General features: G+C 68.3%; 20 protein-coding genes and 2 pseudogenes. 7 read left to right on the top strand and 15 right to left on the bottom strand.

The window, feature by feature from the left end:
* Nucleotides 1-240: 240 nt before the first annotated feature.
* A complete protein-coding gene (locus E1J61_RS19415) occupies nucleotides 241-858 on the top strand; it encodes a YigZ family protein (RefSeq protein WP_133095655.1) in 618 nt (205 codons plus the stop codon).
* The gene (locus tag E1J61_RS19410) at nucleotides 851-1,165 is read left to right on the top strand and encodes a 2Fe-2S iron-sulfur cluster-binding protein (RefSeq protein WP_133095654.1); all 315 of its coding nucleotides are present in this window, start codon (nucleotides 851-853) and stop codon (nucleotides 1,163-1,165) included. Before E1J61_RS19415 ends, E1J61_RS19410 begins: the two co-directional genes overlap by 8 nt.
* A 28-nt stretch (nucleotides 1,166-1,193) precedes the next feature.
* Here the strand turns inward: E1J61_RS19410 and E1J61_RS19405 are convergent, their stop codons facing one another.
* Nucleotides 1,194-2,294: a PHB depolymerase family esterase gene (locus tag E1J61_RS19405; protein ID WP_133095653.1), complete on the bottom strand. Its 1,101-nt coding sequence runs from the start codon at nucleotides 2,292-2,294 to the stop codon at nucleotides 1,194-1,196.
* Nucleotides 2,295-2,446: 152 nt separating this feature from the next.
* Here E1J61_RS19405 and E1J61_RS19400 point away from each other — a divergent pair, with 152 nt between their 5' ends.
* Nucleotides 2,447-2,647: a DUF3606 domain-containing protein gene (locus tag E1J61_RS19400; protein ID WP_133095652.1), complete on the top strand. Its 201-nt coding sequence runs from the start codon at nucleotides 2,447-2,449 to the stop codon at nucleotides 2,645-2,647.
* A gap of 297 nt (nucleotides 2,648-2,944) precedes the next feature.
* A complete protein-coding gene (locus E1J61_RS19395; protein WP_133095651.1) occupies nucleotides 2,945-3,694 on the top strand; it encodes a carbonic anhydrase in 750 nt (249 codons plus the stop codon).
* Between the two features lie 98 nt (nucleotides 3,695-3,792).
* Here E1J61_RS19395 and E1J61_RS19390 read toward each other — a convergent pair whose 3' ends face one another.
* From E1J61_RS19390 to czcI, 7 genes are all read right to left on the bottom strand, one after another.
* Nucleotides 3,793-4,548, bottom strand: coding sequence for a sulfite exporter TauE/SafE family protein (locus E1J61_RS19390; RefSeq protein WP_133095650.1), 756 nt, complete (start codon nucleotides 4,546-4,548; stop codon nucleotides 3,793-3,795).
* 11 nt (nucleotides 4,549-4,559) lie between these two features.
* The gene (locus E1J61_RS19385; protein WP_133095649.1) at nucleotides 4,560-4,916 is read right to left on the bottom strand and encodes an antibiotic biosynthesis monooxygenase; all 357 of its coding nucleotides are present in this window, start codon (nucleotides 4,914-4,916) and stop codon (nucleotides 4,560-4,562) included.
* A gap of 27 nt (nucleotides 4,917-4,943) precedes the next feature.
* Nucleotides 4,944-6,086 (bottom strand): cytochrome P450, encoded by a 1,143-nt coding sequence (locus tag E1J61_RS19380; RefSeq protein ID WP_133095648.1) that lies wholly within the window; start codon nucleotides 6,084-6,086, stop codon nucleotides 4,944-4,946.
* Nucleotides 6,087-6,144: 58 nt separating this feature from the next.
* Nucleotides 6,145-9,324 (bottom strand): CusA/CzcA family heavy metal efflux RND transporter, encoded by a 3,180-nt coding sequence (locus tag E1J61_RS19375; protein ID WP_133095647.1) that lies wholly within the window; start codon nucleotides 9,322-9,324, stop codon nucleotides 6,145-6,147.
* A gap of 12 nt (nucleotides 9,325-9,336) precedes the next feature.
* On the bottom strand, nucleotides 9,337-10,638 hold the full coding sequence (locus E1J61_RS19370) for an efflux RND transporter periplasmic adaptor subunit (protein WP_133095646.1): 1,302 nt from the start codon (nucleotides 10,636-10,638) through the stop codon (nucleotides 9,337-9,339).
* A gap of 17 nt (nucleotides 10,639-10,655) precedes the next feature.
* On the bottom strand, nucleotides 10,656-11,936 hold the full coding sequence (locus E1J61_RS19365; RefSeq protein WP_133095645.1) for a TolC family protein: 1,281 nt from the start codon (nucleotides 11,934-11,936) through the stop codon (nucleotides 10,656-10,658).
* 96 nt (nucleotides 11,937-12,032) lie between these two features.
* Nucleotides 12,033-12,407 (bottom strand): cation efflux protein, CzcI family, encoded by a 375-nt coding sequence (gene czcI, locus E1J61_RS19360; RefSeq protein ID WP_133095644.1) that lies wholly within the window; start codon nucleotides 12,405-12,407, stop codon nucleotides 12,033-12,035.
* Nucleotides 12,408-12,651: 244 nt separating this feature from the next.
* On the opposite strand from czcI, the gene E1J61_RS19355 reads away from it, so the two are divergent.
* Nucleotides 12,652-13,038: a hypothetical protein gene (locus E1J61_RS19355; RefSeq protein WP_133095643.1), complete on the top strand. Its 387-nt coding sequence runs from the start codon at nucleotides 12,652-12,654 to the stop codon at nucleotides 13,036-13,038.
* A gap of 106 nt (nucleotides 13,039-13,144) precedes the next feature.
* Here the strand turns inward: E1J61_RS19355 and E1J61_RS19350 are convergent, their stop codons facing one another.
* From E1J61_RS19350 to E1J61_RS19335, 4 genes and pseudogenes are all read right to left on the bottom strand, one after another.
* Entirely contained in the window at nucleotides 13,145-13,348 is a 204-nt protein-coding gene (locus E1J61_RS19350; protein WP_133095642.1) for a zf-HC2 domain-containing protein, read from the bottom strand.
* Between the two features lie 47 nt (nucleotides 13,349-13,395).
* A complete protein-coding gene (locus E1J61_RS19345; protein WP_133095641.1) occupies nucleotides 13,396-13,986 on the bottom strand; it encodes a sigma-70 family RNA polymerase sigma factor in 591 nt (196 codons plus the stop codon).
* Nucleotides 13,987-14,052: 66 nt separating this feature from the next.
* Nucleotides 14,053-14,880, bottom strand: a pseudogene (locus tag E1J61_RS19340) (AAA family ATPase); the annotation flags it as partial.
* A gap of 48 nt (nucleotides 14,881-14,928) precedes the next feature.
* Nucleotides 14,929-15,648 (bottom strand): bifunctional 2-polyprenyl-6-hydroxyphenol methylase/3-demethylubiquinol 3-O-methyltransferase UbiG, encoded by a 720-nt coding sequence (locus E1J61_RS19335; RefSeq protein WP_243736924.1) that lies wholly within the window; start codon nucleotides 15,646-15,648, stop codon nucleotides 14,929-14,931.
* A gap of 591 nt (nucleotides 15,649-16,239) precedes the next feature.
* Between E1J61_RS19335 and E1J61_RS19330 the strand changes: the two genes are divergently transcribed.
* Nucleotides 16,240-16,929, top strand: a complete 690-nt coding sequence (locus E1J61_RS19330) for a helix-turn-helix transcriptional regulator (RefSeq protein ID WP_133095639.1) — start codon at nucleotides 16,240-16,242, stop codon at nucleotides 16,927-16,929.
* A gap of 56 nt (nucleotides 16,930-16,985) precedes the next feature.
* Nucleotides 16,986-17,492, top strand: a complete 507-nt coding sequence (locus E1J61_RS19325) for a hypothetical protein (protein ID WP_133095638.1) — start codon at nucleotides 16,986-16,988, stop codon at nucleotides 17,490-17,492.
* 29 nt (nucleotides 17,493-17,521) lie between these two features.
* Here E1J61_RS19325 and E1J61_RS19320 read toward each other — a convergent pair.
* The 3 genes and pseudogenes from E1J61_RS19320 to E1J61_RS19310 form a co-directional block, all read right to left on the bottom strand.
* Nucleotides 17,522-17,647 (bottom strand): annotated as a pseudogene (locus E1J61_RS19320) (LysR family transcriptional regulator); the annotation flags it as partial.
* A 142-nt stretch (nucleotides 17,648-17,789) separates the two neighbouring features.
* A complete protein-coding gene (locus E1J61_RS19315; RefSeq protein ID WP_133095637.1) occupies nucleotides 17,790-18,875 on the bottom strand; it encodes a Zn-dependent alcohol dehydrogenase in 1,086 nt (361 codons plus the stop codon).
* A 108-nt stretch (nucleotides 18,876-18,983) separates the two neighbouring features.
* Entirely contained in the window at nucleotides 18,984-20,648 is a 1,665-nt protein-coding gene (locus E1J61_RS19310; protein WP_133095636.1) for a phospholipase D family protein, read from the bottom strand.
* Between the last annotated feature and the right edge of the window lie 354 nt (nucleotides 20,649-21,002).

Below are 21,002 nucleotides of genomic sequence, written 5' to 3'. Positions count from 1 at the left end.
TGACCGCTTGATCGCGCCGGCACCGCGCGGGCGGCCGGGCACCTGTTGGCACAGGCGGGCGGCGGGCGGCATTGCGCCCGACAGCCGGAGATCGTAGGGCGTCTTTGTGACAGGAAGTTGACGATGCAACACTTCACATGGGAGCCACGGCCGGGGTGACTCATCCGCTGCGGTACACTTCCCGCTTCTGTCCGCGGCTCGCACCGCGCAGCTTCTTCCAGCTTTTTCCGCCCTTCCCGCTTGCCGACCTACACGCTAGCCCACCCTGTCCAGGCCGAAGTCGAAATCCGCAAGAGCCGTTTCCTGGCCCTGGCCTTGCCGGTGGCCGACCGCGACGCGGCCATGGCCGCGCTGCAGGCGCTGCGCGCGGAACACCCCACCGCTACCCATGTGTGCTGGGCGCTGCTCGCCGGCGGCGCGTCGGGCATGTCCGACGACGGCGAACCTTCGGGCACCGCCGGCCGGCCGATCCTGGAAGTGCTGCGCCACCACGACCTCGACGGCGTGCTGGCCGCGGTGGTGCGTTACTACGGCGGCGTCAAGCTGGGCGCTGGCGGGTTGGTGCGCGCTTACACCGATGCCATCGCCGCCGCGCTGAAATCGGCCGAACGCATCGAGCGCATCGCCTACGCCACGCTGACGATATCGATCGACTATGCCGACGAGCCACGCGTGCGCCGCTGGATCGAACAGGCCGCCCAGCACGGCTGCACGCTGGCCGATACCGCCTATGGCGCGCTGGCAACGCTGGTGCTGCGCCTTCCCGCCACGCAAGTGGATACGGCGCGCGATGCCTTGCGCGACGCCACCCATGGGCGCGCGCAATTTCCGCAGGCACAGGACGATTCCCATGGATGAACGCGATGCGTCCATAGCGGACATCGGCGGCGAATTCACCGCGCAGGTGCTGCCAGGCGGCCAGACTTTTGCCGCCCCGGCCGCGCTAAGCTTGCTGGAAGCCGCCTTGCTGGACGGCGTGCCGCTGCCCAACTCCTGCCGCAACGGCACTTGCCGCGCCTGTGCCAGCCGGTTGCATGCCGGATCGATCCGCTACCGGATCGAATGGCCCGGGCTGAGCCTGGATGAGAAAGAGGAAGGGTTGATCCTCCCGTGCGTGGCTTGTGCGGTCACTGATGTAGTGATCGAGCCGGTGACGCCGGGGTGACGCCGGGGTGACGCCGGGGTGACGCTCCTCACCCCCCGACCGCCAGAAAAAACCGCAACGCCAGCTTCAGCCCATCCGGCCCCGCCGGATCCGAGAACGCGTGCCCCCCCGCCCCGCCACTCCACGCATGGCCGAGCCCTTCGACCCGCACCAGCCGCATGTAAGGCGCCTTGCCCTCGGTCCAGTCGAACACATCGACCGCACGCCGCATGCCGCGCTGGGCGCGCCGCGCCGGCACCGCGGCAAGCGGATGGGCGCCTTCGGGCTGCAGGTGCATCCACAGTGCCGCCGCCGCGGTGGCATTGCTGAAGTCGACCATGGCGTCGGCGTCGCCATGCAGCAGCAGCAGCGGCGGCGGGCGCCGGCCGGCAAGGCCGAGGCGCAGCGCGTGGACGGCCTGCGCATCGGGCCCGCGCTGGCCGCGCATCGCGCGTGTGGCCTGCGCCGCGTTGGTGGCGCTCCACGGCACCGCACCGGAATGCGAGCCCACCGCCGCGAAGCGCGCGGGATAGCGCAGGCCGAGCGTCAAAGCCATCGCCCCGCCCGCTGACAAGCCGAGCACGCTGACGCGGTTAGCCGCCACCGGATGCGTGCGGCATGCCTGCTCGACCAGCGCCATCAGCAGGCCCGCTTCCACCGCACCGTGCCCGGCGGGTTTAAACCAGTTCCAGCAGCGCTGCGCGTTCGCCTGCGAACTCTGCTCGGGCAACAGCACCACCCAGCCCGCCTCGCGCGCCACGGCGGCAGCACGCGTGACCGCTGCAAAGCTGGCGGTGTCCTGCCCGCAGCCATGCAGCAACACCAGCATCGGGGCGCGCCGCCTGCCGTTGGCGCCCGCCGGCACGAAGATGCGATAGCGCCGCGGCGCGAGCGGCCCGGCGCCCCAGCTGCCCTCCTCCCAGCGGCCGCTGCCGCGGCTGCGCGGCGGCTCGGCCGGCGACACCACGCCGGACAGCGCGCGCTGCGTGGCCGCGGTGACTGCAGCGGATTGCTTCACCGCGTTGCGCACGATGGCTTCGGTCATCGGCTTGGTGATGTTGCGGTTGACCGCGCGCTGCATGCGGCGGGCATTGCGCGTGGCGGCCTTGTTCAGCGCGGACCAGAGCTTTGCACCGGAAGAGCGGGGCATGCGTCGTCCTGTCGGTGTGGGTAACCCGTGCATCATATGCCGAGTCGCGTGCATGGCATGGCGCACAGCATCGGCTTTGCATGCAACGCGATCGCGATCACTGCCTACAATGCAAGGGTCGTGTCGCGCCGAGGCACGGACAGGAGGCGAGCATGATCGATGCAACGAGCCAGTTCAGGCCTTTGGATCCGGGCCGCGTTAACCTGATGGATCCGCTTGAAGTGCAGTACTGGTGCCGCGAGCTTCACTGCAGCGAGCAGGATCTCGAAGCGGCCGTCGATGCCGCCGGCGACCATATCGCCGCAGTTCGGGACCAGCTGGAGTCAAGCCAGCCGGGCACCCCGCCCCACTGAAAGCGCAGGCACGGCCGGATCACGCCGGCCGTGCCTGTCATGAACCCGCTTGCCGGTCCAGGGCCGCGCCGTCGATCAAACGGCTCGAATACCCCGGACCGTCCCAGTGCTGGCCAGTGCGCCAGCGTCAGCCGCATACCCGGAATAAGCGCAGTGCAGACCGGAATTCAGTAATGCTGAGTTCGCGCGGGGCGATTTTTGCTGCATGATTTCGGGCCCGGATCAGGCGTGGCAGCAGATCGCGCCAACCCGGGAGTTCGGAGTACGAAGGGGTCACCTACACGAGGACGCATCGACATGACCATCAAGCTGCCGGCCATCACCATTTGCGCAGCCCTGCTCGCCCCTGCCGCCTGGGCAGGCAACGACACCCACTGGACCTACGCCGGGCCGACCGGCGCCAGCCATTGGGGCGAGCTCGACGCCGGCTACAAGACCTGCACGCTGGGCAAGCACCAGTCGCCCATCGATATCCGTACCAACAAGACCGTGAGCGCGGACCTGAAGCCGATCGGCTTTGGCTACACCGCAACGCCGGCAACCGTGGTCAACAACGGCCATACCATCCAGGTCAACCTGCCTGCGGGCGGGCAGGCCGAGTTCGACGGCGCGGCGTACAAGCTGGTGCAATTCCACTTCCATACGCCGAGCGAAGAGAAGATCAACGGCAAGGCCTATCCGCTGGTGGCGCACCTGGTGCACCAGAACGCCGAAGGCAAGCTGGCGGTGGTGGCGGTGCTGTTCAAGACCGGGCGCGAAAACGCGGCGTTGCAGCCGGTCTTTGCCAGCCTGCCGGCCAAGGCCGGCGAGTCGCGCGAGCTGGGTGCGCCGATTGACGTGGCGGCGCTGCTGCCTGCGCAGCAATCCTACTGGGCGTTCACCGGCTCGCTGACCACGCCGCCTTGCAGCGAGGATGTGCGATGGCAGGTGTTGAAGACGCCGGTGGAGATTTCGGCGGCGCAACTGGCGACGTTCCGCAAGCTCTACCCGATGAATGCGCGGCCGGTGCAGCCGTTGAATGGGCGGGTGGTGCAGGCGGGGCGGTGAGGATCGTTCGCGTATCCATGACCTTTGCTTAACCGACTGGGTGCTCCCTCTCCCGCAAGCGGGAGTGGGGAGAAAACCGATCGTATGCGAAAGCGTGATCACGAAAGCCCGCGCATCGCCAGCTCGCCGCCCAGCACCAGCAGCCCGCAGAAGAACAGCTTGCGGAAGCGCTCCGCACTGATGCGATGGCGCAGCCATTGCCCGATGAACATGCCGCCAAGCGCAGGCACCAGTGCCAGCAACGAAGCCCCCAGCACCGGGGTGTGCAGCAACGATCCGTCCAGCGCCAGGCCGACCGCCAGCGCAATGGTCGAGATCGTGAAGGACAGCCCCAGCGCCTGCACCAGGCCCTCCTTTTCGAGCCCCAGCCCTTGCAGGTAAGGCACAGCGGGAATCACGAACACACCGGTCACCGCAGTGATCGCGCCGGTCACCACCCCGACCACCGGCCCGAGCCAGGCCTCTGCCGCCGGCGGCACGTGCAGCTTGACCGCTGCCAGTCCGACCACCGCATACAGCACCAGCGCCACGCCAAGCGCCGAGGTAGCGTGGGTCATCATCCCGGCCGCGACCAGCGCAGCGCACAGCCACGTGCCGGCGCAGATCGCCGCCAGCATCGGCCATAGCCGAAGTACCAGCTGGCCGAAGCGCGGACCGCTGAACAGCTGCACCACGTTAGTCACCATCGACGGCGCCACCAGCAGCGCCGCGGCCTGCGCCGGCGGCATCACCAGCCCGAGCAATCCCACCGCGACGGTGGGCAGGCCCAGGCCCACCACGCCTTTGACCAAGCCTGCCAGCAGGAAGGTCAGGCCGATAAAGGCAGCCTGCGTGCCGATTGCTTCCATCGTCATCGCATGCTCCTTCAGCCGGGCTTGCGGTCGTGCACTGCGCGGCTGTCGGCGGGGGCTTCGTCGCGTGCGTGCATGCCGTAGTCGCGCAGCACCTGTGCCACGCGCAGGCGGTAGTCGGCAAACACGCCGCCGCGGCCCGCGGCCTGTGCCTCGCGGTGCGCCACGGTATTGCGCCAGGCGATCACGGCCGCCTCGTCGCGGAAGAACGATAGCGACAAAACCTTGCCCGGGTTGGCCAGGCTCTGGAAGCGTTCGACCGAGATAAAGCCGTCGATGCTCTCCAGCTCGCTGCGCAGCCTTGCGGCGATATCGAGGTAGGCGTCGCGGCGGCCCGGTGCGGGCTCGACTTCAAAGATGACGGCGATCATGAGGGCTCCGTGTTTTGAATGGTGAGTTCAGCAGAAATGCGGGATGCGGGCGTTCAGGGAAGGACGATAGCGAAACGCGCGCGCCAGTACGGCCGGGGCGGCGCCGCGTGCAAGTAGTGCCGTCACCGTCGCGCCGGCGAGCGCCTGCGCCAGCCTGTCGCCTGGGCACGCGTGGCGTCCGTGGCCGAAGGTCCACGGACGCTCGCCATCCGCCATACCGCCGCAGGAGGCTGCGGCGAGCAGCACCAGCACCACATCGCCGGCCTTGACGTCATGGCCGCACAGGGTTGCATCGGCGGCGAGGAAGCGGCGCGTGTTCTGCACCGGGGGATCCGACACCGCCACCTCTGTGACCAGTTGGTCCGGTGATATTCCGGGCAACGCCTTGCCACGGCCGAGATGCAGCAGCGAATTGCCTGCCAGCGCGGCGGTGGCTTCGCAGGCCTGCACCAGCAGGCCGATGGTGTTGGCGGCCACCGCTTGCGCATCGATGCCCGCCGCACAGGCAGCCTGCTGCAGCGACGGCAACGGGCCTGCTGCCGGTACGGCATTGGCGAGCCAGTTGCCGAGCCATTGTGCGGCGACCACTCCGGCTTGCACGGCGTTCGCATCGGCAAGCGGTGACTGTGCGGCGGCAAATGCTGCGACGTGGGCGGCCACGGCCGCTGCCGTGGCTCGATCCACCGCGACGGGCAGGCCGAGCAGGTCAGCCAGCGTCACGACCGGCAGCGTCGACAGGACGCCATTGATGCGTTCCGCGGACCATGCCGTGCCGGCGTCCATCAGCTCAGCCAGCGCTGCCGCACGACGTGCAGCTGCCGCCGGATCGATGGCGGCAAGCAATGGCATCAGCAGGTCCTTCAACGGCGCATGCGCGGCGCCGTCGTTCATGCGGATCAGCCGGCCGAACAGATCCCCGGCGGCGGTACCAGCCAGTGCGGGCGGCACCGGCTGCGCTGGCGGACGCACGCGGCAGTCGGGGTGGGACAGCACCGTCGCCACTTCGCGTGCGCCCGCCGCAACCCACAGGCCGAGCCGCTGGTCGCGGAAAAACGGCCGGTGCGTCGCCAGTTCGCGGTAGTAGGGATAGGGATCGGGGTGCGTGACGGCGCTTAGCGGGTCGAGCGCATGGTTGGCATCGTTGGCATGGGATTCGGCGGCAGGCAGCATGGCGGCACACGGGGGCTGAAATATGCTGCCAGTTTGCCGCCTGGGCACGGCAAACGCTTCACGGCGACGTGAAAGATGGATTGCCGGCCTGGCGGTCCGCAGTCACCGGCTCATCTTTCCTGTGCGCCAGCCGGTACAGCACCGGCAACACCAGCAGCGTCAGCGCCGTCGACGACAGGATGCCGCCGATCACCACCGTGGCCAGCGGACGCTGCACTTCGGCGCCCGTGCCGGTGGCCAGCGCCATCGGCACGAAACCCAGCGACGCCACCAGCGCGGTCATCAGCACGGGCCGCAGCCGCGTCAGCGCGCCGTCGCGGATCGCCTGGTCGAGCCCCACGCCCTCCTCGCGCAGCGAACGGATGAACGACAGCATCACCAGCCCGTTCAGCACCGCCACGCCGCACAGCGCGATAAAGCCCACCGCGGCCGAGATCGACAGCGGGATGCCGCGCAGCCACAGCGCGAGGATGCCGCCGGTCAGCGCGAACGGGATGCCGGTGAAAACCAGCAGCCCGTCCTTGACGTTGCCGAACATGGCGAACAGCAGCACGAACACCAGCCCCAGTGCCAGCGGCACCACTACGCGCAGGCGCGCCGTGGCGGACTGCAGCTGCTCGAAGGTGCCGCCCCAGCTGGTCCAGTAGCCAGCGGGGATGCGCACGCGCTCGCGGATGGCGGCCTCCGCCTCGGGCACGAAGCTGCCGATATCGCGCCCGCGCACGTTGGCGCTGACCACGATGCGGCGCTTGCCGTTCTCGCGCGAGACCTGGTTGGGGCCCGGCGCGATCTCCACGGTGGCGACTTCGCTGAGCGGGATATAGCTGGTGCGCGCGCCCGCCACGGTGTCCTTCGGCAGCGCCACCGGCAGGCGCCGCAGCGCGTCCATGTCTTCGCGGACGGCATCGGGCAGGCGCACCACGATGTCGAAGCGGCGGTCGCCGCTGAAGAACGTCCCTGACACCTTGCCGCCGATGCCGATCGCCACCGCTTCCTGGATATCGCTCAGGTTGAGCCCGTAGCGCGCGGCCTTGTCGCGGTCGATATTGACGCTCAGCATCGGCAGCCCGGTGGTCTGCTCGACCTTGACCTCGGCCGCGCCCGCAATGCCCTGCAGCACCGCGGCGATGCGGTTGGCGGTGTCTTCCAGCACGGCGTTGTCGTCACCGAACACCTTGACCGCAACGTCGGAGCGCACGCCCGAGATCAGCTCGTTGAAGCGCAGCTGGATCGGCTGCGAGAACTCGTAGTTGTTGCCGGGCAGCTTGCCGACCTCCGCGCGGATCGCGGCGATCAGTTCGTCGCGCGTGCGGCGCGGCGCGGGCCATTCGGACGGCGGCCTGAGCATGATGTAGCCGTCCGAGATATTCGGCGGCATCGGGTCGGAGGCAATCTCGGCGGTGCCGGTGCGCCCGAACACGCGTTCGATCTCGGGGAATTTCGCTTTCAGCGTGGTCTCGACCTGCTGCTGCATCGCCACCGATTGCGTCAGGCTGGTGCCGGGAATGCGCAGCGCCTGGATGGCGAGGTCGCCCTCGTTGAGGCTGGGCACGAACTCGCTGCCCAGGCGCGTGGCGATCGCCAGCGACAGCGCCACCGCCACGCCGGCCAGCGCCAGCACCACCGGCGTCGCCGACAGCGAGCGGTCCAGCAGCACGGCATAGCGGCGCCGCGCCCACGCCATCAGCCGGTTCTCGCGCTCGGCCACGCGATTGCCGATGGCCAGCGCTACCGCGGCGGGAACGAAGGTTACCGACAGCACCATCGCGCCCAGCAGCGCCAGCACCACCGTGATCGCCATCGGGTGGAACATCTTGCCCTCGACGCCGGTCAGCGCAAAGATCGGCAGGTACACCACCATGATGATGAGCTGGCCGTACAGCAGCGGCCGGCGTGCCTCGCGCGCGGCGCCGAAGACCTCGTGCAGGCGCTCGGTGCGCGTCAGCGCGCGGCCATGCCGTTGCTGCGCATGCGCCAGGCGCCGCACGCAGTTCTCGACGATCACCACCGCGCCATCGACGATGATGCCGAAGTCCAGCGCCCCCAGGCTCATCAGGTTGGCGCTGGTGCGCGTGTGGACCATGCCGGTAAAGGTGAACAGCATCGACAGCGGGATCACCAGCGCGGTGATCAGCGCCGCGCGCAGGTTGCCGAGGAACAGGAACAGGATGGCGATCACCAGCACGGCGCCTTCCAGCAGGTTCTTCTTCACCGTGGCGATGGCCTTGTCGACCAGCTTGGTGCGGTCGTACACGGTGATCGCCTTCACGCCGGCCGGCAGCGTGCGGTTGATCTCCGCCATTTTGCGGTCGACGGCCTGCGACACCGTGCGGCTGTTCTCGCCGATCAGCATGAAGACCGTGCCCAGCACCACCTCGCGGCCATCCTCGGTGGCGGCGCCGGTACGCAGCTCGCCGCCGGTCTGCACGCTGGCCAAATCGCGCACGCGGATCGGCTGGCCCTGCGCGGTGCCGACGATGACGTCGCGGATATCGTCGAGCGAGCGCACCTGGCCCGGCACACGCACCAGGTATTGCTCGCCGCGCCGCTCGATGTAGCCGGCGCCGACGTTGTCGTTGTTCTTCTCCAGCGCCGTGACCACGTCGGCGAGCGACAGCCCGTACGACGCCATCCGCTCCAGGCTTGGCGCCACCACGTAGGCGCGCGCATGGCCGCCGATGGCATTGACCTCGGCCACGCCAGGCACGTTGCGCAGCTGCGCACGGATCACCCAGTCCTGGATCTCGCGCAGGTCGGGCAGCGTGTAGGGCGTGCCGTCGGGCTTGCGCGCGCCGGGCTCGGCTTCGACGGTCCACAGGTAGATCTCGCCGAGGCCGGTCGAGATCGGGCCCATCGCCGGCGTGATGCCGGGTGGAAGCTTGTCGCGCGCTTCCTGGATGCGCTGGTTGACCAGCTGCCGCGCGAAATGGATATCGGTGCCTTCGCGGAAGATCACCGTGACCTGTGACAGCCCGTAGCGCGACAGCGAGCGGGTCTGCTCCAGCCCCGGCAGGCCCGCCATCACGGTCTCGACCGGATAGGTGATGCGCTGCTCGGTCTCCAGTGGCGAATAGCCGGGCGCGGCGGTGTTGATCTGCACCTGGACGTTGGTGATGTCAGGCACGGCGTCGATCGGCAGCCGGGTGTAGTTGTACAGGCCCAGCGCGGCCATGCCGAGCACGGCCAGCAGCACCAGCCAGCGCTGCTCGATGGCAAAGCGGATCAGGCGTTCGAACATGGCGCCTCCCGCTCAGTGCTCATGCCCGGCGCTGGCCTTGCCCAGCTCGGACTTGAGGATGAAGCTGTTGGCCGCGGCGTAGCGCGCGCCGGCCTGCAGGCCTTCGGTGATCTCGACCAGCTTGCCGCCGCTGCGGCCGGTCTTGACCGCCTGCATGGCAAACCCGCCCGGCACCGCGACGAACACGGCGCTGCGGCCATCGACCTGCTGCACGGCATCGGCTTCCACCGTAACCGGCACCTGCGTCGCGGCGCCGAGCACGCTGACGGTGACGAACAGCCCGGGCCGCCACGCCATGCCCGGATTTGACAGCGTCACGCGGGCCTTGGCGGTACGGGTCTGTTCGCCGAGCAGCGCGCCGACGTAGGAGACCTTGCCCTCGGCCTGCGTCTCCGAGGCGGTGGAACGGATCCTGACGGTCTCGCCCACGCGCACCTGGTCGAGGTCGCGCGCCGAGACCACGAACTCGGCCCAGACCGAACTCAGGTCCGAGATGGTGAAGACGCTGGCGTCTTCCTTGACGGCTTCGCCCAGCGACAGGTGCTTCTCGACGATGATGCCGTCGAACGGGGCGCGCAGCGCGAACTGGTTCAGGCTGCCGCCCTTGCCGTCCACTCGATCCTTGCCGGCGCTTTCCGATGCGCCGATCGCGACCAGCTTCTGCCTGGCATTCTGCACCGCGATCTGCGCTTCTTCCAGCGCGGCGCGGGCCTGCTGGTAGTCCTGCCCGGCAGAGATCTTCTCCTGCCACAGCGTCTTTTCGCGCGCGTAGGTGGCGCGCGCCAGCGCCTCGCGCCGCTGCGCCGCGAGCAGTTCGCTGCGCTGCTCGGCGAGTGCCGTGCTGGCGATTACTGCCAGAACCTGGCCCTTGGCGACCTGCTCGCCCAGGTTGGCCGGCACCGCCTGCGCCACGCCCGCGACGCGCGGCACCACGTGCGCGGTGCGGTCGTCGTTGAAACGGATTTCGCCGGGGAAATCGATGCTGCCGCGCAACGGCGCGGGGCCTGCCGTGGCGATACCGATGCCGGCCTGCTGCACCTGCTCCGGCGTCAGCTTGATGACATGGGGCTGGTCCGCGGCCTGCGCCGGCGCAGCGGCGGCAGCGGGGGCGTCGGCCTGCGTACTCGCCGGCTTGTCGTGCGCGTGGCCGTCGTCATGGTCGGCTTGCTCGCCCTTTTCAGCGTGCTCGCCATGCTCATGCCCGGCCTCGCCCGACCCGCCGCCCTTGCCCGTGAACAGGATCGCCGCGCCGCCCAGCAGCCCCGCGACCAGAATGGCCACCACCGCGGCCCGTTGTTGCTTGCTTATTGCCATGCCTGGAGCCTTCCGTATCAGTGTCCGAGGATGCGATCGATGCTGGCGGCCGCGTCATAGGTGCGGGCCAGCACGTCCAGGTAGCGGATGCGCGCCTGGAACAGGGTGCGCTGGGCGTCCAGCACGTCGAGGAAATTGAATTTTCCGGCCTCGAAGCCGCGCGAAGCCGCGGCATACGCCTGCTCCGCCGCCGGCAGCACCGAACCCTGCAGCGTCTGGGCCGCGGCGCGCGACACCGACAGCTGCGTCGACGCCTGCTGCAATTCATTGGCCAGCCGGATGCGGTTGGCGGCATGCACATCCTGCGCGCGGTCGGCCCGTCGCAGCGCCGCGTACAGGTTGCCCTGGTTGCGGTCGAACAGCGGCAGCGGGATCGCCACACCCAGCACGGCCATGTTGCGGTTGGCCTCGTTGTCGCGCTTGGCGCCGAGGCTGACGGTGACGTCGGGGTACTGGCGGCTGCGCGCCACCGCGGCTTCGGCGCGGCTGCGTTCGGCGGAGAGCCGGCTTGCGGCCAGCAACGGCGAATCTTCCAGCGCCGTTTCCAGCGCGGCGGGCGCGGGGCGCGACGGCAACGCGTCGAGGTCGCCCTGTGCCTGCGCGAAGCGCGGCGCGGCATTGCCCCACAGCGCGGCCAGCAACTGCCGTGCGGACTGCAGCGCGCCGGTGGCCTCGGCCAGTTCCAGCTCGGCGTTGGCCTGCTCGACCTGCGCGCGCGTCGCTTCCAGCGGCGCCACCTTGCCGGCGGCGACTCGGCGCGAGGCAGCCTGCGCCGCGCGGCTGGCGATGCCGACCGAGCCCTCGGCCAGCTTGACGCGCTCCTGCGCCACCAGCACGCCGAAGAAGCGCGCGATCACCGCGGCGCGGAGTTCGGCGCGCACGCCGCCCAGCTCTGCCTGCGCCAGCTCGCGGCCGCGCTCGGCCACGCCGATGCGGGCGGCGCGCTTGCCACCGAGTTCGATCGGCACGTTGAACTGGCCGGTGGTCGAGCGCGTGGCGCGGCGCGTGTCTTCCATCGACACTGCCAGCTCGGGATTGGGGATCACGCGCGCCTGCGTCAGGTCGCCCTCGGTGGCATCCAGCTCCTTGCCGGCGGCGGACAGCGCGAAGCTGCCGGCTTCGGCCAGCGCCAGCGCGGCGTCCAGCGTCAGCGTGCCGGATGGCTCGCGTACGCCCGCGCCGTCCGCACTGGCGGCGTACGGCGAGGGTTGGATGGCGGATGGTGGCGTCTGGGCGACGCCGGCAAGCGGGCTGGTCAGTACGGCCGCCAGCCCCAGCGGCAGCAAAAGTCTTCGCATCGAATTGCACCAGGAAAGAAACCGGGAATTCGGCGAGACGCCTGAGTTCAGCGAATCAGGAAGAAGTCAGGGAAGCGGGTAGCGTCGTCTCGCCGGCTAAGCGAGACGGGGCCACTGCGGGCGGTCGGGCGCCCTGGCGCTGTGGGAGGAGAAGCCGGCCTGCCGCGGGGCCTGCGCCAGTTCAACGCGCTGGCTGGCCTGCACGCGTGGCCCGTCGGCCCGTGCGAACGGGACCGAGGCGACATGGCAGACGCCGCAGTCGGGATCGGCGATGCCCAGCTTGTCAACATCAGCGTCGGCCTTGGTTGCGGGCTGGCCGGCCTCGCCTTTCTGCTGGTGCTGGTGCTCGTGATGCCCCAGGTGCGCCTTGGCCGCCGCTGCCACCTCGTGCCGGCAATAGGCGGCCGCTCCCGCCCAGGCGAACTGGAGCGGCAGGATCAGCGCGAGGACGATGAGGAGCAGGCGTTGCATGTCGGGAATGGCAGCGAGCCGCAAGTTTAACCGAGGCCGGGCGGTGTTCACGCGGCGAGCCGATTACATTTGCGTCATGACTAACGCGGCGCGCCAGCCGGCATCTATTTCAATTTATTTGAACGATTTGTCCATACTGCTCCCCGCTTATGCCCGGTCAAGACTCCTATAGTTCGTTACATGAACGGCACGCACACACAGCAAGACGTTCTGCCAAATTCAACGAATAATACTGGAGAAAATCATGACCAAGACCGCCCGTTTCGCTTCCGCCCTGTTCCTGTCGCTGGCCGCCCTCGGCGCCGCGCACGCCGCTAGCGCAGCCGAACCGCTGCCCGGCGACAAGTATGGTTACGAGTTCCGCTCGCACGACGTCTTCACCGACGGTGCGCGCACGCTGGCCGCCGCCACGCTGCCTGGCGACAAGTACGGTTATGAGTTCCGTTCGCACGATGCCTTCACCGATGGCGCCCGCGCCGGCAAGCCCGATCCGTACGTGGACGGCGCCCGCACGGTGGCCGGCCTGGACCGCAGCGGCGTATCGGCAGCCCCGGCGCGCAGCTTCGACCCGTACAGCGAAGGCAGCCGCGTGGGTGGTTTCGATCCCTACGGCGAAGGTGCGCGTGCGTGATTGCCGCCGGTTTGCTCCCCTCTCCCACTTCGCGGGGGAGGGGAGCGTTTGCGAGAGACGTTGGCTTGCGTTCAGCACCTCGCGCACCTGATTGCGAGCAGTGGCCTCAATCCTCCCGCCCCATCCGCCGCATCGCCTCCCGCATGGTCCGCATCTGCGCGCTGAACACGGTGCAGGCTTCGCAGATCGCCAGGTGGCTGCGCATGCGCAGCCGTTCCACCCATGACAAGGGCTGGTCCAGGCCCTTCATGGTCAGGTGGTGAACCTCTTCGCAGTCCGGCAGCAGGCGGCGGGCGGGGCGGTCGGGCATGGTGGTTGCCGAGGGTTATGTGGACGAGATCGTTCGCAGGAGGCCGATCACCCCTTGCCGGTCGCGTCGCGGCGCCCGAACCAGTGCAGTTCCAGGCACGCGCGCAGCCGCATGCGGGCCCGGTACAGCATGGCCCATGCATTGGTCGCGCTGATCTGCAAGACCTGACAGATTTCTTCGGTATCCAGCTCCAGCCATTCCCGCATCATGAACAGCCGGCCCAGCCGCGGCGGCAGCCGGTCGACGCACAACTGCAGGATCTCGAAGAACTCGCGGCGCTCGAAGGCGCGCTCGGGGTCGCCCCAGTCGGAAGGCGGGTCCTGGTAGTGGCCGTTGCGCGTGAACAGCGCATCCAGCGCCTCCTGTTCGGACGGCACCTCGCCGTTCTCCGGCGCTACCAGCGCCAGCCGCACCTCGCGCCGGCCGCTGCGCAGGCTGTCGATCAGCTTGTGCTTGAGGATGCCGACCAGGTAGGTGCGCAGCGAGGACTGGCCGCCAAAGCGCTCCGGGTGCTCCAGCGCGGCCAGCAGCGTTTCCGACACGGCGTCTTCCGCCAGCCCCTCATCGCGCAGCTGCAGGCGCGCAAAGCGCAGCAGGTAGGGCCGTACAGCCTGCAGTTCGGCAGGATCGAGGCTCATGGGGCGCGTCAGCGGCGTTGGCAGATGCGCCATGATACCGCTGGCCCGCGCTTCACGGCATGCGCTTCAGTTCAGTCCCCGGAATTGCCCGCAAAGCCTGAACACGTCCTCGTTCAGCGGCACCTCCCGCGCGCGGGCATAGCGGGTGGCCAGCTTGAGCAGCTCCTTGATATCGCGCCCGCTGGTCTTCGGATAGGCCCGCAGCAGCGCCTCGACCAGCCCGTCGCCCAGCTCGGCGCCGAACTGCGCCGCCTGCAGCCGCCACAGGCGCCGCGCATCGACCTTGCCCGGCGTTTCGTAGTGGATGGTGGCGATGCAGCGCGACAGGATGGCATCGTCGACCTCGCCGATGCGGTTGGTGGTCATGAACAGCAGGCCGTTGAAGTACTCCAGCGTGCGCAGGAACTCGGCGACGATGGCGTTGTGCTCGAGGTCGTTGTCCCACAGGATGGTGGTGCCGCCCGACTTGCCGGCCACGAAGTCCGGCACCAGCACGTCCATGTGCGAGGTCAGGATATCGATCAGGTCGCGGTGGTGGTCGGGCAGCACCAGCTTGTCGCGCAGCTCGGGCTGGTAGCGGTATTCGGTCAGGTGCTGTACATGCACCCACAGGTTGCGGTGCCATTCCAGGTGGAAGAGATGCACGTAGCCGTGCAGCGGCACCGACTCGAAGCCCGCCTCCACCCCGGCCTCGCGCCAGAACGACGCATCGCAGCTCATCTCGAACCGGCGCGCGAGCCGTTCCTCGTCATTGACGCAGCGCGCCGCCACGCCGTCGGGCACGCGCGTCAGCTCGGCCGCGCCCTTGGCGTCGAGCGACCACGCCGGCCCGCTGGCGACAAACTGCGCGCCGAAGCGCTGCTGGTAGCGCACGAAGCGCCGCGCGTGGTGTTCGAGGCCGTCTCGCGTGCAATTGCCGAGACGGCTCCCGATCGACAGGACTCAGCGTCCCGGCAATCTGTACGCGATGGTGCGGATGACACCACCGCTGTCGGGAACTTCGCAGAGAATCCGCGCGGACAGCACCTTCAGATTAAACGGCGGCGCGGTCAGCACGAGCCCGCTCGGTTGCGCCCCGAACAGGCGCAGGTGCGAGCCGATCGTCTTGTCGAGATTGGGCGTGAAGTTTGCGCTTTGTGGCAGGTACTCGGTCAGGATCAGGACCTTGTACGGCCCCAGCTTCGACAGCACGGTGGCGATGCGCGCATTGTCCAGATGGTCCAGCACCTGGCGCAGGAACACGATGTCGCCAGGAGGCAGCAGGTCGGTCGTGATGTCGACGCAGCAGAAGTCGACGTCAAGATCGGCGAACCTCGTGCGGTTCGACTGGATCGCCGCGTCCACCACGTCGCAGCCGATATAGCGTCCGCACACGGCGCGCAGGCGTTTGCCGACATTGAAGTCGCCGCAGCCCAGGTCGACGACGGACGGCCGCTCCGGCATTGCCGTCAGGTACGCAGTCACCGCCTCGACATAGGGTTCGACGATCTTCGGGTCGTGGGAACTGCTGCCGCTATAGAACCCCGACTGGTCCTCGGCCACGCCCCAGGCGCCGGTTTCGTACACATGGGTGAAGATTTCGCCCAGCGACTTGCCTTCGTACAATGAGCCTTCCCTGCGTATCACACCGTCGCGGCGGAATTTCAGCAGCCACGCCGGCATGAATGGCTTCAAGCGTTGCTTGAATCGTTGCGCCAGCACGGAACCTGTGGGAGTGGCTGCCGTAGTCATATTGTCTCCTGTCTAGGGCCTGCTTCGGATGTTTCAGACTAGTAACAAGCATGGGCCGTTTCATCCCAAAGATTGATGACGTTTGTGCGGAAAGTCTCAGAACACGCGGCTAATCTCGGAGCAGAGTAAGCGCTGCGCCAGCACCGCCTTGACGTGAGCCCAAGTTCGGCCATTCTCGGCCGCTGATGGTGCGCTCCCACCTGGCGTAGAGTGGCTTGACCTCGAAGGAGCGACCATCGCGCCGCACTTAGGCTGCCATCGCTCTAACGGCGACTACTCACCTTGAAAAGGATTAAGTCTGCCCGCTCCTAGAAACCCTCACGATTGTCCAATCTTCGCCACCAGAGACAACTTGCCAATCGCCGTCCTCATCTGCGATTCCGGCCTGAAATACCTGTCCACAGATTTGTGAGAGTGATCGACCGGCGCAAGACTACGTGCGCGCGATGAAGCTATCTCGCACGTAATGGCCCCGAGTTCGGCCATATACTCCGCCTTGCACCCTTTACCCGGAGCCGAACCATGGATTACACCCCCGGTATCAGCCAGCTGGCCGGCCTGCTCGCCGACCCCGGCCGCGCCGCCATGCTATGGGCGCTGATGGACGGCAGCGCGCGGCCCGCGGGCGAGCTGGCGCTGATCGCCGGCCTGTCGGCGTCGTCCACCAGCGGGCACCTGGCGCGGTTGACCGAGGGCGGGATGCTGGCGGTGGAGACGCGCGGGCGCAACCGGTATTACCGGCTGGCGGCGCCTGAGATTGGCGTGGCGATCGAAGCGCTGGCGTCGGCGTCGCTGGCCAGCCGGCCGCCGCGGCTGCGCGACGTGCCCGTGTCGCGCACCGCGCCGCCGGCGCTGCGGCAGGCGCGTACCTGCTACGACCACCTGGCCGGCGAACTGGCGGTGGGGTTGTTCGAGCGGATGACGCATAGCGGCTGGCTGGTGCTGGACGCGCAGCGCGTGGAGCTGAGCGGCGACGGCGCGCAGGCGCTGGCGGGACTGGGCATCGACATTGCTGCAGCGCGGCGCAAGCGGCGCCGGTTCGCCTGCACCTGCCCGGACTGGAGCGAGCGCAAACCCCACCTGGGCGGCGCGCTGGGCGCGGCGCTGCTGGGCAGCCTGCTGGAGCGCGGCTGGGTCGAGACTACGCGCACTTCGCGCGCGTTGCGCGTGACACCGGCGGGCCAACGCGAGATCATGCGCATCGCGGCATAGGTCCGCGGCACTAATCGCGGCATGATCAAGCCGCACGGCACCACAGGAGATCCCGCATGGCCACACCACTGGACGACGACACGCAGGACGCGATGGCGCGTTTCTTCGCCCTGATCAACCTCGACGACAGCGCGCAGACGGCGGCGCAGCTGTCGATGTTCGAAGACGCGCTGCTTGACGCCGAGGACGACGACACCGACGGCGGCGAGCTGCTGTGGGTGGTGCGCGAAGTCATCGACTGGCAATCCGGCTTCTTTGTCGACTGGAAGGACTGCCAGTCCTTTATCGGCTGCCTGAACCAGCTGTGCGAGCGCATCGACCTGGAAATCGACTGGGGCACGGACGAGCCCGAGGAAGAGTCGTTCCTGGAAAGCACCAGCGTGCCCGAGCTGATGGAGCTGGCGCACAACCAGTTGCGCGTGGCCGGCTATACGCTGTGGAACTGGGATACCGGCGGCGACGCCTACGCCGGCTGGATCACGCGCAGCGAGGATGATGAAGAGATGCTGGACCTGGCCGAGCAGTTGCGCTTCGAGGTCCGGCCCGCGAACCAGCCCTACTGAGCCATCCACGGCGAACGCTGCGGCTGGCCCAACCGCGCCACGGCGGCGCTGGCGGAGGCTTTGGGCACTTGCGCGAGTTCGGCGCCTTGTGTGAAGCCGCCGCCTTCCACCACGCGGCAGAAGATTTCCCAGTCTTTCCAGTCGATGGTCTTCATGCAGGGGGAAGCTGGGATAGGGTTGGGGGCGGCTGCGGTGGGAGAGCGGCATTGTCCCACAGTGTGGACAATGGCACCGGTCGATGCAAGCAGCGCTCGGCAGCGGTCCCGCGCAACCCTGAGGCGATCGCTTACTTGACTCTTACTCGAACAGGATCACCGATCGCGCCAGTTCGCCCCGTCGCAGTTCGTCAAAGGCATCGTTGATGCGCTCCAGCGGCAGGCGCTGCGCGATCAGCTGGTCCAGGTGCAGCCGGCCGGCCATGTAGAAATCGACCATGCGCGGCATGTCGACCGGGAAGCGGTTCGAGCCCATCAGCGAGCCCTGGATGCGCTTCTCACAGAGGAAGTCGCTGCCCTTCAGTTCGATCTTGACGCCCGGCGCGATCATGCCGATCACGGTGGCGGTGCCGCCGCGGCGCAGCATGGCAAAGGCCTGCTCGGTGGTCTGCTTCAGGCCGATGGCCTCGAAGGCGTGATGCACGCCGCCGCCGGTCAGCCCGCGCACGGCGTCGAGCACGTCGGCATTGCCGGCATCGATCACGTCGGTGGCGCCGAACTTGCGCGCCAGTTCCAGCTTGGCCGGCACCCGGTCGATCGCGATGATGCGGCCGGCGCCGGCAATCGCGGCACTGTTGACAGTGGCCAGGCCGATGCCGCCGCAGCCGATCACGGCCACGCTCTCGCCCGGCTGCACCCTGGCGGTATGGATGACCGCGCCCATGCCCGTGGTGACGGCGCAGCCGATCAGCGCGGCGCGGTCCAGCGGCATGTCGCGGCGGATCGCCACCAGCGCGTGCTCGTGGATCAGCATCTGCTCGGCAAAGGCCGACAGGTTCAGGAACTGGTTCATGGGTCCGCCCTGCCGCGCCATAAGCCGCGGCTCCTCGCCCTCGCGGCGGCGGGTGTCGGGCTCGATGCACAGCGACAGGTGCCCCGTCAGGCAATGCTCGCAATGGCCGCAGTACGCCGACAGGCAGGTGATGACGTGGTCGCCGGGCCTGACCGTGCGCACCTCGGCGCCAACCTGCTCGACCACGCCGGCGGCCTCGTGCCCCAGGATGGCCGGCATCGGGTAGGGATAGGCGCCGTCCAGGAAATGCAGGTCAGAGTGGCACACGCCCACGGCAGCGGTGCGCACCAGCACTTCGCGCGGGCCGGGCTTGCCGATGGCAACATCTTCGATCACGAGCGGGGTCTTGGGTTGATGCAGGACGGCGGCTTTCATAACGCTCCTTTGCGGCGGGCGTGCCGGGACGGCACGGTGCAATGAAGCGAAAAACCATAACCGCAAACGATGGTTCAGGAAAGGCGCGTCGGCGCCGTGCAGCGATGTTTACAACTCTTTCTTGATCGGGAGCACACGCAGTACACCGATGCCCAGATGCTGCAGTGCGCCCATGCCGGGCTCGCTGTCGTAGGTGGTGAGCTGACTGTTCTCGCGCGTGGTCCACGTCAGCCGCGCGTTGTTGCCGTCGGCATCGGTGCGCACGCCGACGCGGTAGGCCATGTCGAGCAGGCCGTCCTCGGTGGTCTTGATCATGCGCTCGGCCAGCGCCGGGCTGTCGAGCACGATGCCCATCTCGGTGTTCAATTTGGCCGAGCGCGGATCCATGTTGAGCGAGCCGATGAACACCAGGCGCCGGTCGACGATGTAGTTCTTGGCGTGCAGGCTGGCGCGGCTGGACGACAGCCAGGAGCGCGAGCGCGAACCCTTGGCGGCCTTGCCGCGCTGCGCCAGCTCGGCATAGGCGCTGGGCTTGAGTTCGTACAGCTCGATGCCGGCGGCCACCAGTGCCTCGCGGTGCGGGGCATAGCCCGCGTGCACGGCGCTGACGTCGGTGGCCGAGAAGGAATTGGTCAGGATGCGCACGCGGATGCCACGCTTTGCGATCGCGATCAGCCAGGCTTCGCCGTCGTCGTCGGGGACGAAGTATGGGGAGATCAGCAGGACTTCCTTCTGCGCGCCGCTGATCATCTTCTCCAGCCGGGCGGTGGCATGGCCGGGATCGTCATGGGTCTGGTGGGTGATCTTGGCGGCCTTGTCGGAGACCACCGTAGCCTTGCCGGTGTAGGCCGGCATGCGGCCGCTTTCGATGCCCTTGGCCAGGCCCGAGTCGAGCAGTTCCTGCACGTACTGGCTGGCCTTGGCCTGGTCGCCGCGCGCCTCGAGGCGCTTGCGCAGGTTGCGCATTTCCACTGGCGCCTCCTTGCCCTCGGGGATCAGCGCCACCACCGGGTAGGAAGACTCGTCATTCCAGTATTCGTCAAAGACCGCGGATACCTGCGGCACGGCCGGGCCGGCGATCAGCACGTCGAGGTCGCTGAAATCCATGTCGGTGCGCGCGGAGAAGTAGGCATCGCCGATATTGCGCCCGCCCACCACCGACATCTGGTTGTCCACCGTCATCGACTTGTTATGCATGCGCCGGTCCAGCCGGCTGAAGTCCGCCAGCATTTCCAGCCAGCGCAGGCTGCGGTTGGCGAACGGGTTGAACAGGCGCACTTCGATATTGGGATGCGAATCGACCGCCGACAGGACCTTGTCTACCTCGCCGCCGGTGCGCAGGTCGTCGAGCAGCATGCGCACGCGCACGCCACGGTCGGCAGCGTCGATGATATCGCCCAGCACCGCGGCGCCGGTACCGGTCGGCTCGAGGATGTAGGTCTGCAGGTCAAGGCTGCGCTGCGCCGCGCGGGCCAGCGCCAGGCGCGCGGCCAGCGCATCGGGGCCTGACGAGAGTGGGTAGAACAGCGACTCGCCCGGGCGCTGCGCCAGGCGCGGGGCCAGCGCCTTGCCCAGCGGCGTGTCCGCGGCAGTGGCGGTGGCGGCGGGCGCGCTGGACGGCGGGCGCTGGGCCGATGCCGGCAGGCTTGCGCAACCGGTCAGCCCCATGGCCAGCGCCAGCGTCAGCGTGATCGCCAGCGGCAGCGCTGCCAGCGGTTGCGGCCGCTGGCAGCAGGTATCGGACGGATAGTGGCAGAAGAAAGTCTGGAACATCCATGGAGCTCCCTGCGCCGGAAAGGCGCCGGGCCGGGACGCGCGCTGCAGTCAACTCCATACAGACCGCATGTGGCGTGCCAGACCCCGCTATCACGACAATACACCGCGGCAACAGGTGACGGCAGCGGTGCCATTCCTTTCCAGGCGGGGTCGTTGTCCTACATGGCTTGTGCGCTGCGGCATGACTTGCGTTGGGTGGCGTCAAGTTTGCGGCTTTTCCTGCACTGCGTTTTCTCTTATGATCCCGCCGCGTAGCCAGTTGTATATACCGGCCGGTAGGCCGCCCCGGCGGAACCTCCGGCCGCGTTGCCTCCGCGGCCGATCCCCGGCATAGTTGCGCGCTTTTGCGCG

The organism is Cupriavidus sp. L7L, from assembly GCF_004353535.1.
GTDB lineage: Bacteria > Pseudomonadota > Gammaproteobacteria > Burkholderiales > Burkholderiaceae > Cupriavidus > Cupriavidus oxalaticus_A.
The sequence above is the reverse complement of the archived record's forward strand: the minus strand, read 5'-3'. Positions and strand labels throughout refer to the sequence as shown.

Excerpts from the sequence above, each read along its gene's own strand:
- E1J61_RS19365 (WP_133095645.1), bottom strand. The coding sequence starts at position 11,936 with ATGCGAAGACTTTTGCTGCCGCTGGGGCTGGCGGCCGTACTGACCAGC.
- E1J61_RS19345 (WP_133095641.1), bottom strand. The coding sequence starts at position 13,986 with ATGAGCCTCGATCCTGCCGAACTGCAGGCTGTACGGCCCTACCTGCTG.
- E1J61_RS19410 (WP_133095654.1), top strand. The coding sequence starts at position 851 with ATGGATGAACGCGATGCGTCCATAGCGGACATCGGCGGCGAATTCACC.
- E1J61_RS19370 (WP_133095646.1), bottom strand. The coding sequence starts at position 10,638 with ATGGCAATAAGCAAGCAACAACGGGCCGCGGTGGTGGCCATTCTGGTC.
- E1J61_RS19390 (WP_133095650.1), bottom strand. The coding sequence starts at position 4,548 with ATGACGATGGAAGCAATCGGCACGCAGGCTGCCTTTATCGGCCTGACC.
- E1J61_RS19325 (WP_133095638.1), top strand. The coding sequence starts at position 16,986 with ATGGCCACACCACTGGACGACGACACGCAGGACGCGATGGCGCGTTTC.
- E1J61_RS19405 (WP_133095653.1), bottom strand. The coding sequence starts at position 2,294 with ATGCCCCGCTCTTCCGGTGCAAAGCTCTGGTCCGCGCTGAACAAGGCC.
- E1J61_RS19395 (WP_133095651.1), top strand. The coding sequence starts at position 2,945 with ATGACCATCAAGCTGCCGGCCATCACCATTTGCGCAGCCCTGCTCGCC.
- czcI (WP_133095644.1), bottom strand. The coding sequence starts at position 12,407 with ATGCAACGCCTGCTCCTCATCGTCCTCGCGCTGATCCTGCCGCTCCAG.
- E1J61_RS19330 (WP_133095639.1), top strand. The coding sequence starts at position 16,240 with ATGGATTACACCCCCGGTATCAGCCAGCTGGCCGGCCTGCTCGCCGAC.
- E1J61_RS19350 (WP_133095642.1), bottom strand. The coding sequence starts at position 13,348 with ATGCCCGACCGCCCCGCCCGCCGCCTGCTGCCGGACTGCGAAGAGGTT.
- E1J61_RS19315 (WP_133095637.1), bottom strand. The coding sequence starts at position 18,875 with ATGAAAGCCGCCGTCCTGCATCAACCCAAGACCCCGCTCGTGATCGAA.
- E1J61_RS19310 (WP_133095636.1), bottom strand. The coding sequence starts at position 20,648 with ATGTTCCAGACTTTCTTCTGCCACTATCCGTCCGATACCTGCTGCCAG.
- E1J61_RS19400 (WP_133095652.1), top strand. The coding sequence starts at position 2,447 with ATGATCGATGCAACGAGCCAGTTCAGGCCTTTGGATCCGGGCCGCGTT.
- E1J61_RS19335 (WP_243736924.1), bottom strand. The coding sequence starts at position 15,648 with ATGCCGGCGTGGCTGCTGAAATTCCGCCGCGACGGTGTGATACGCAGG.
- E1J61_RS19375 (WP_133095647.1), bottom strand. The coding sequence starts at position 9,324 with ATGTTCGAACGCCTGATCCGCTTTGCCATCGAGCAGCGCTGGCTGGTG.
- E1J61_RS19385 (WP_133095649.1), bottom strand. The coding sequence starts at position 4,916 with ATGATCGCCGTCATCTTTGAAGTCGAGCCCGCACCGGGCCGCCGCGAC.
- E1J61_RS19380 (WP_133095648.1), bottom strand. The coding sequence starts at position 6,086 with ATGCTGCCTGCCGCCGAATCCCATGCCAACGATGCCAACCATGCGCTC.
- E1J61_RS19355 (WP_133095643.1), top strand. The coding sequence starts at position 12,652 with ATGACCAAGACCGCCCGTTTCGCTTCCGCCCTGTTCCTGTCGCTGGCC.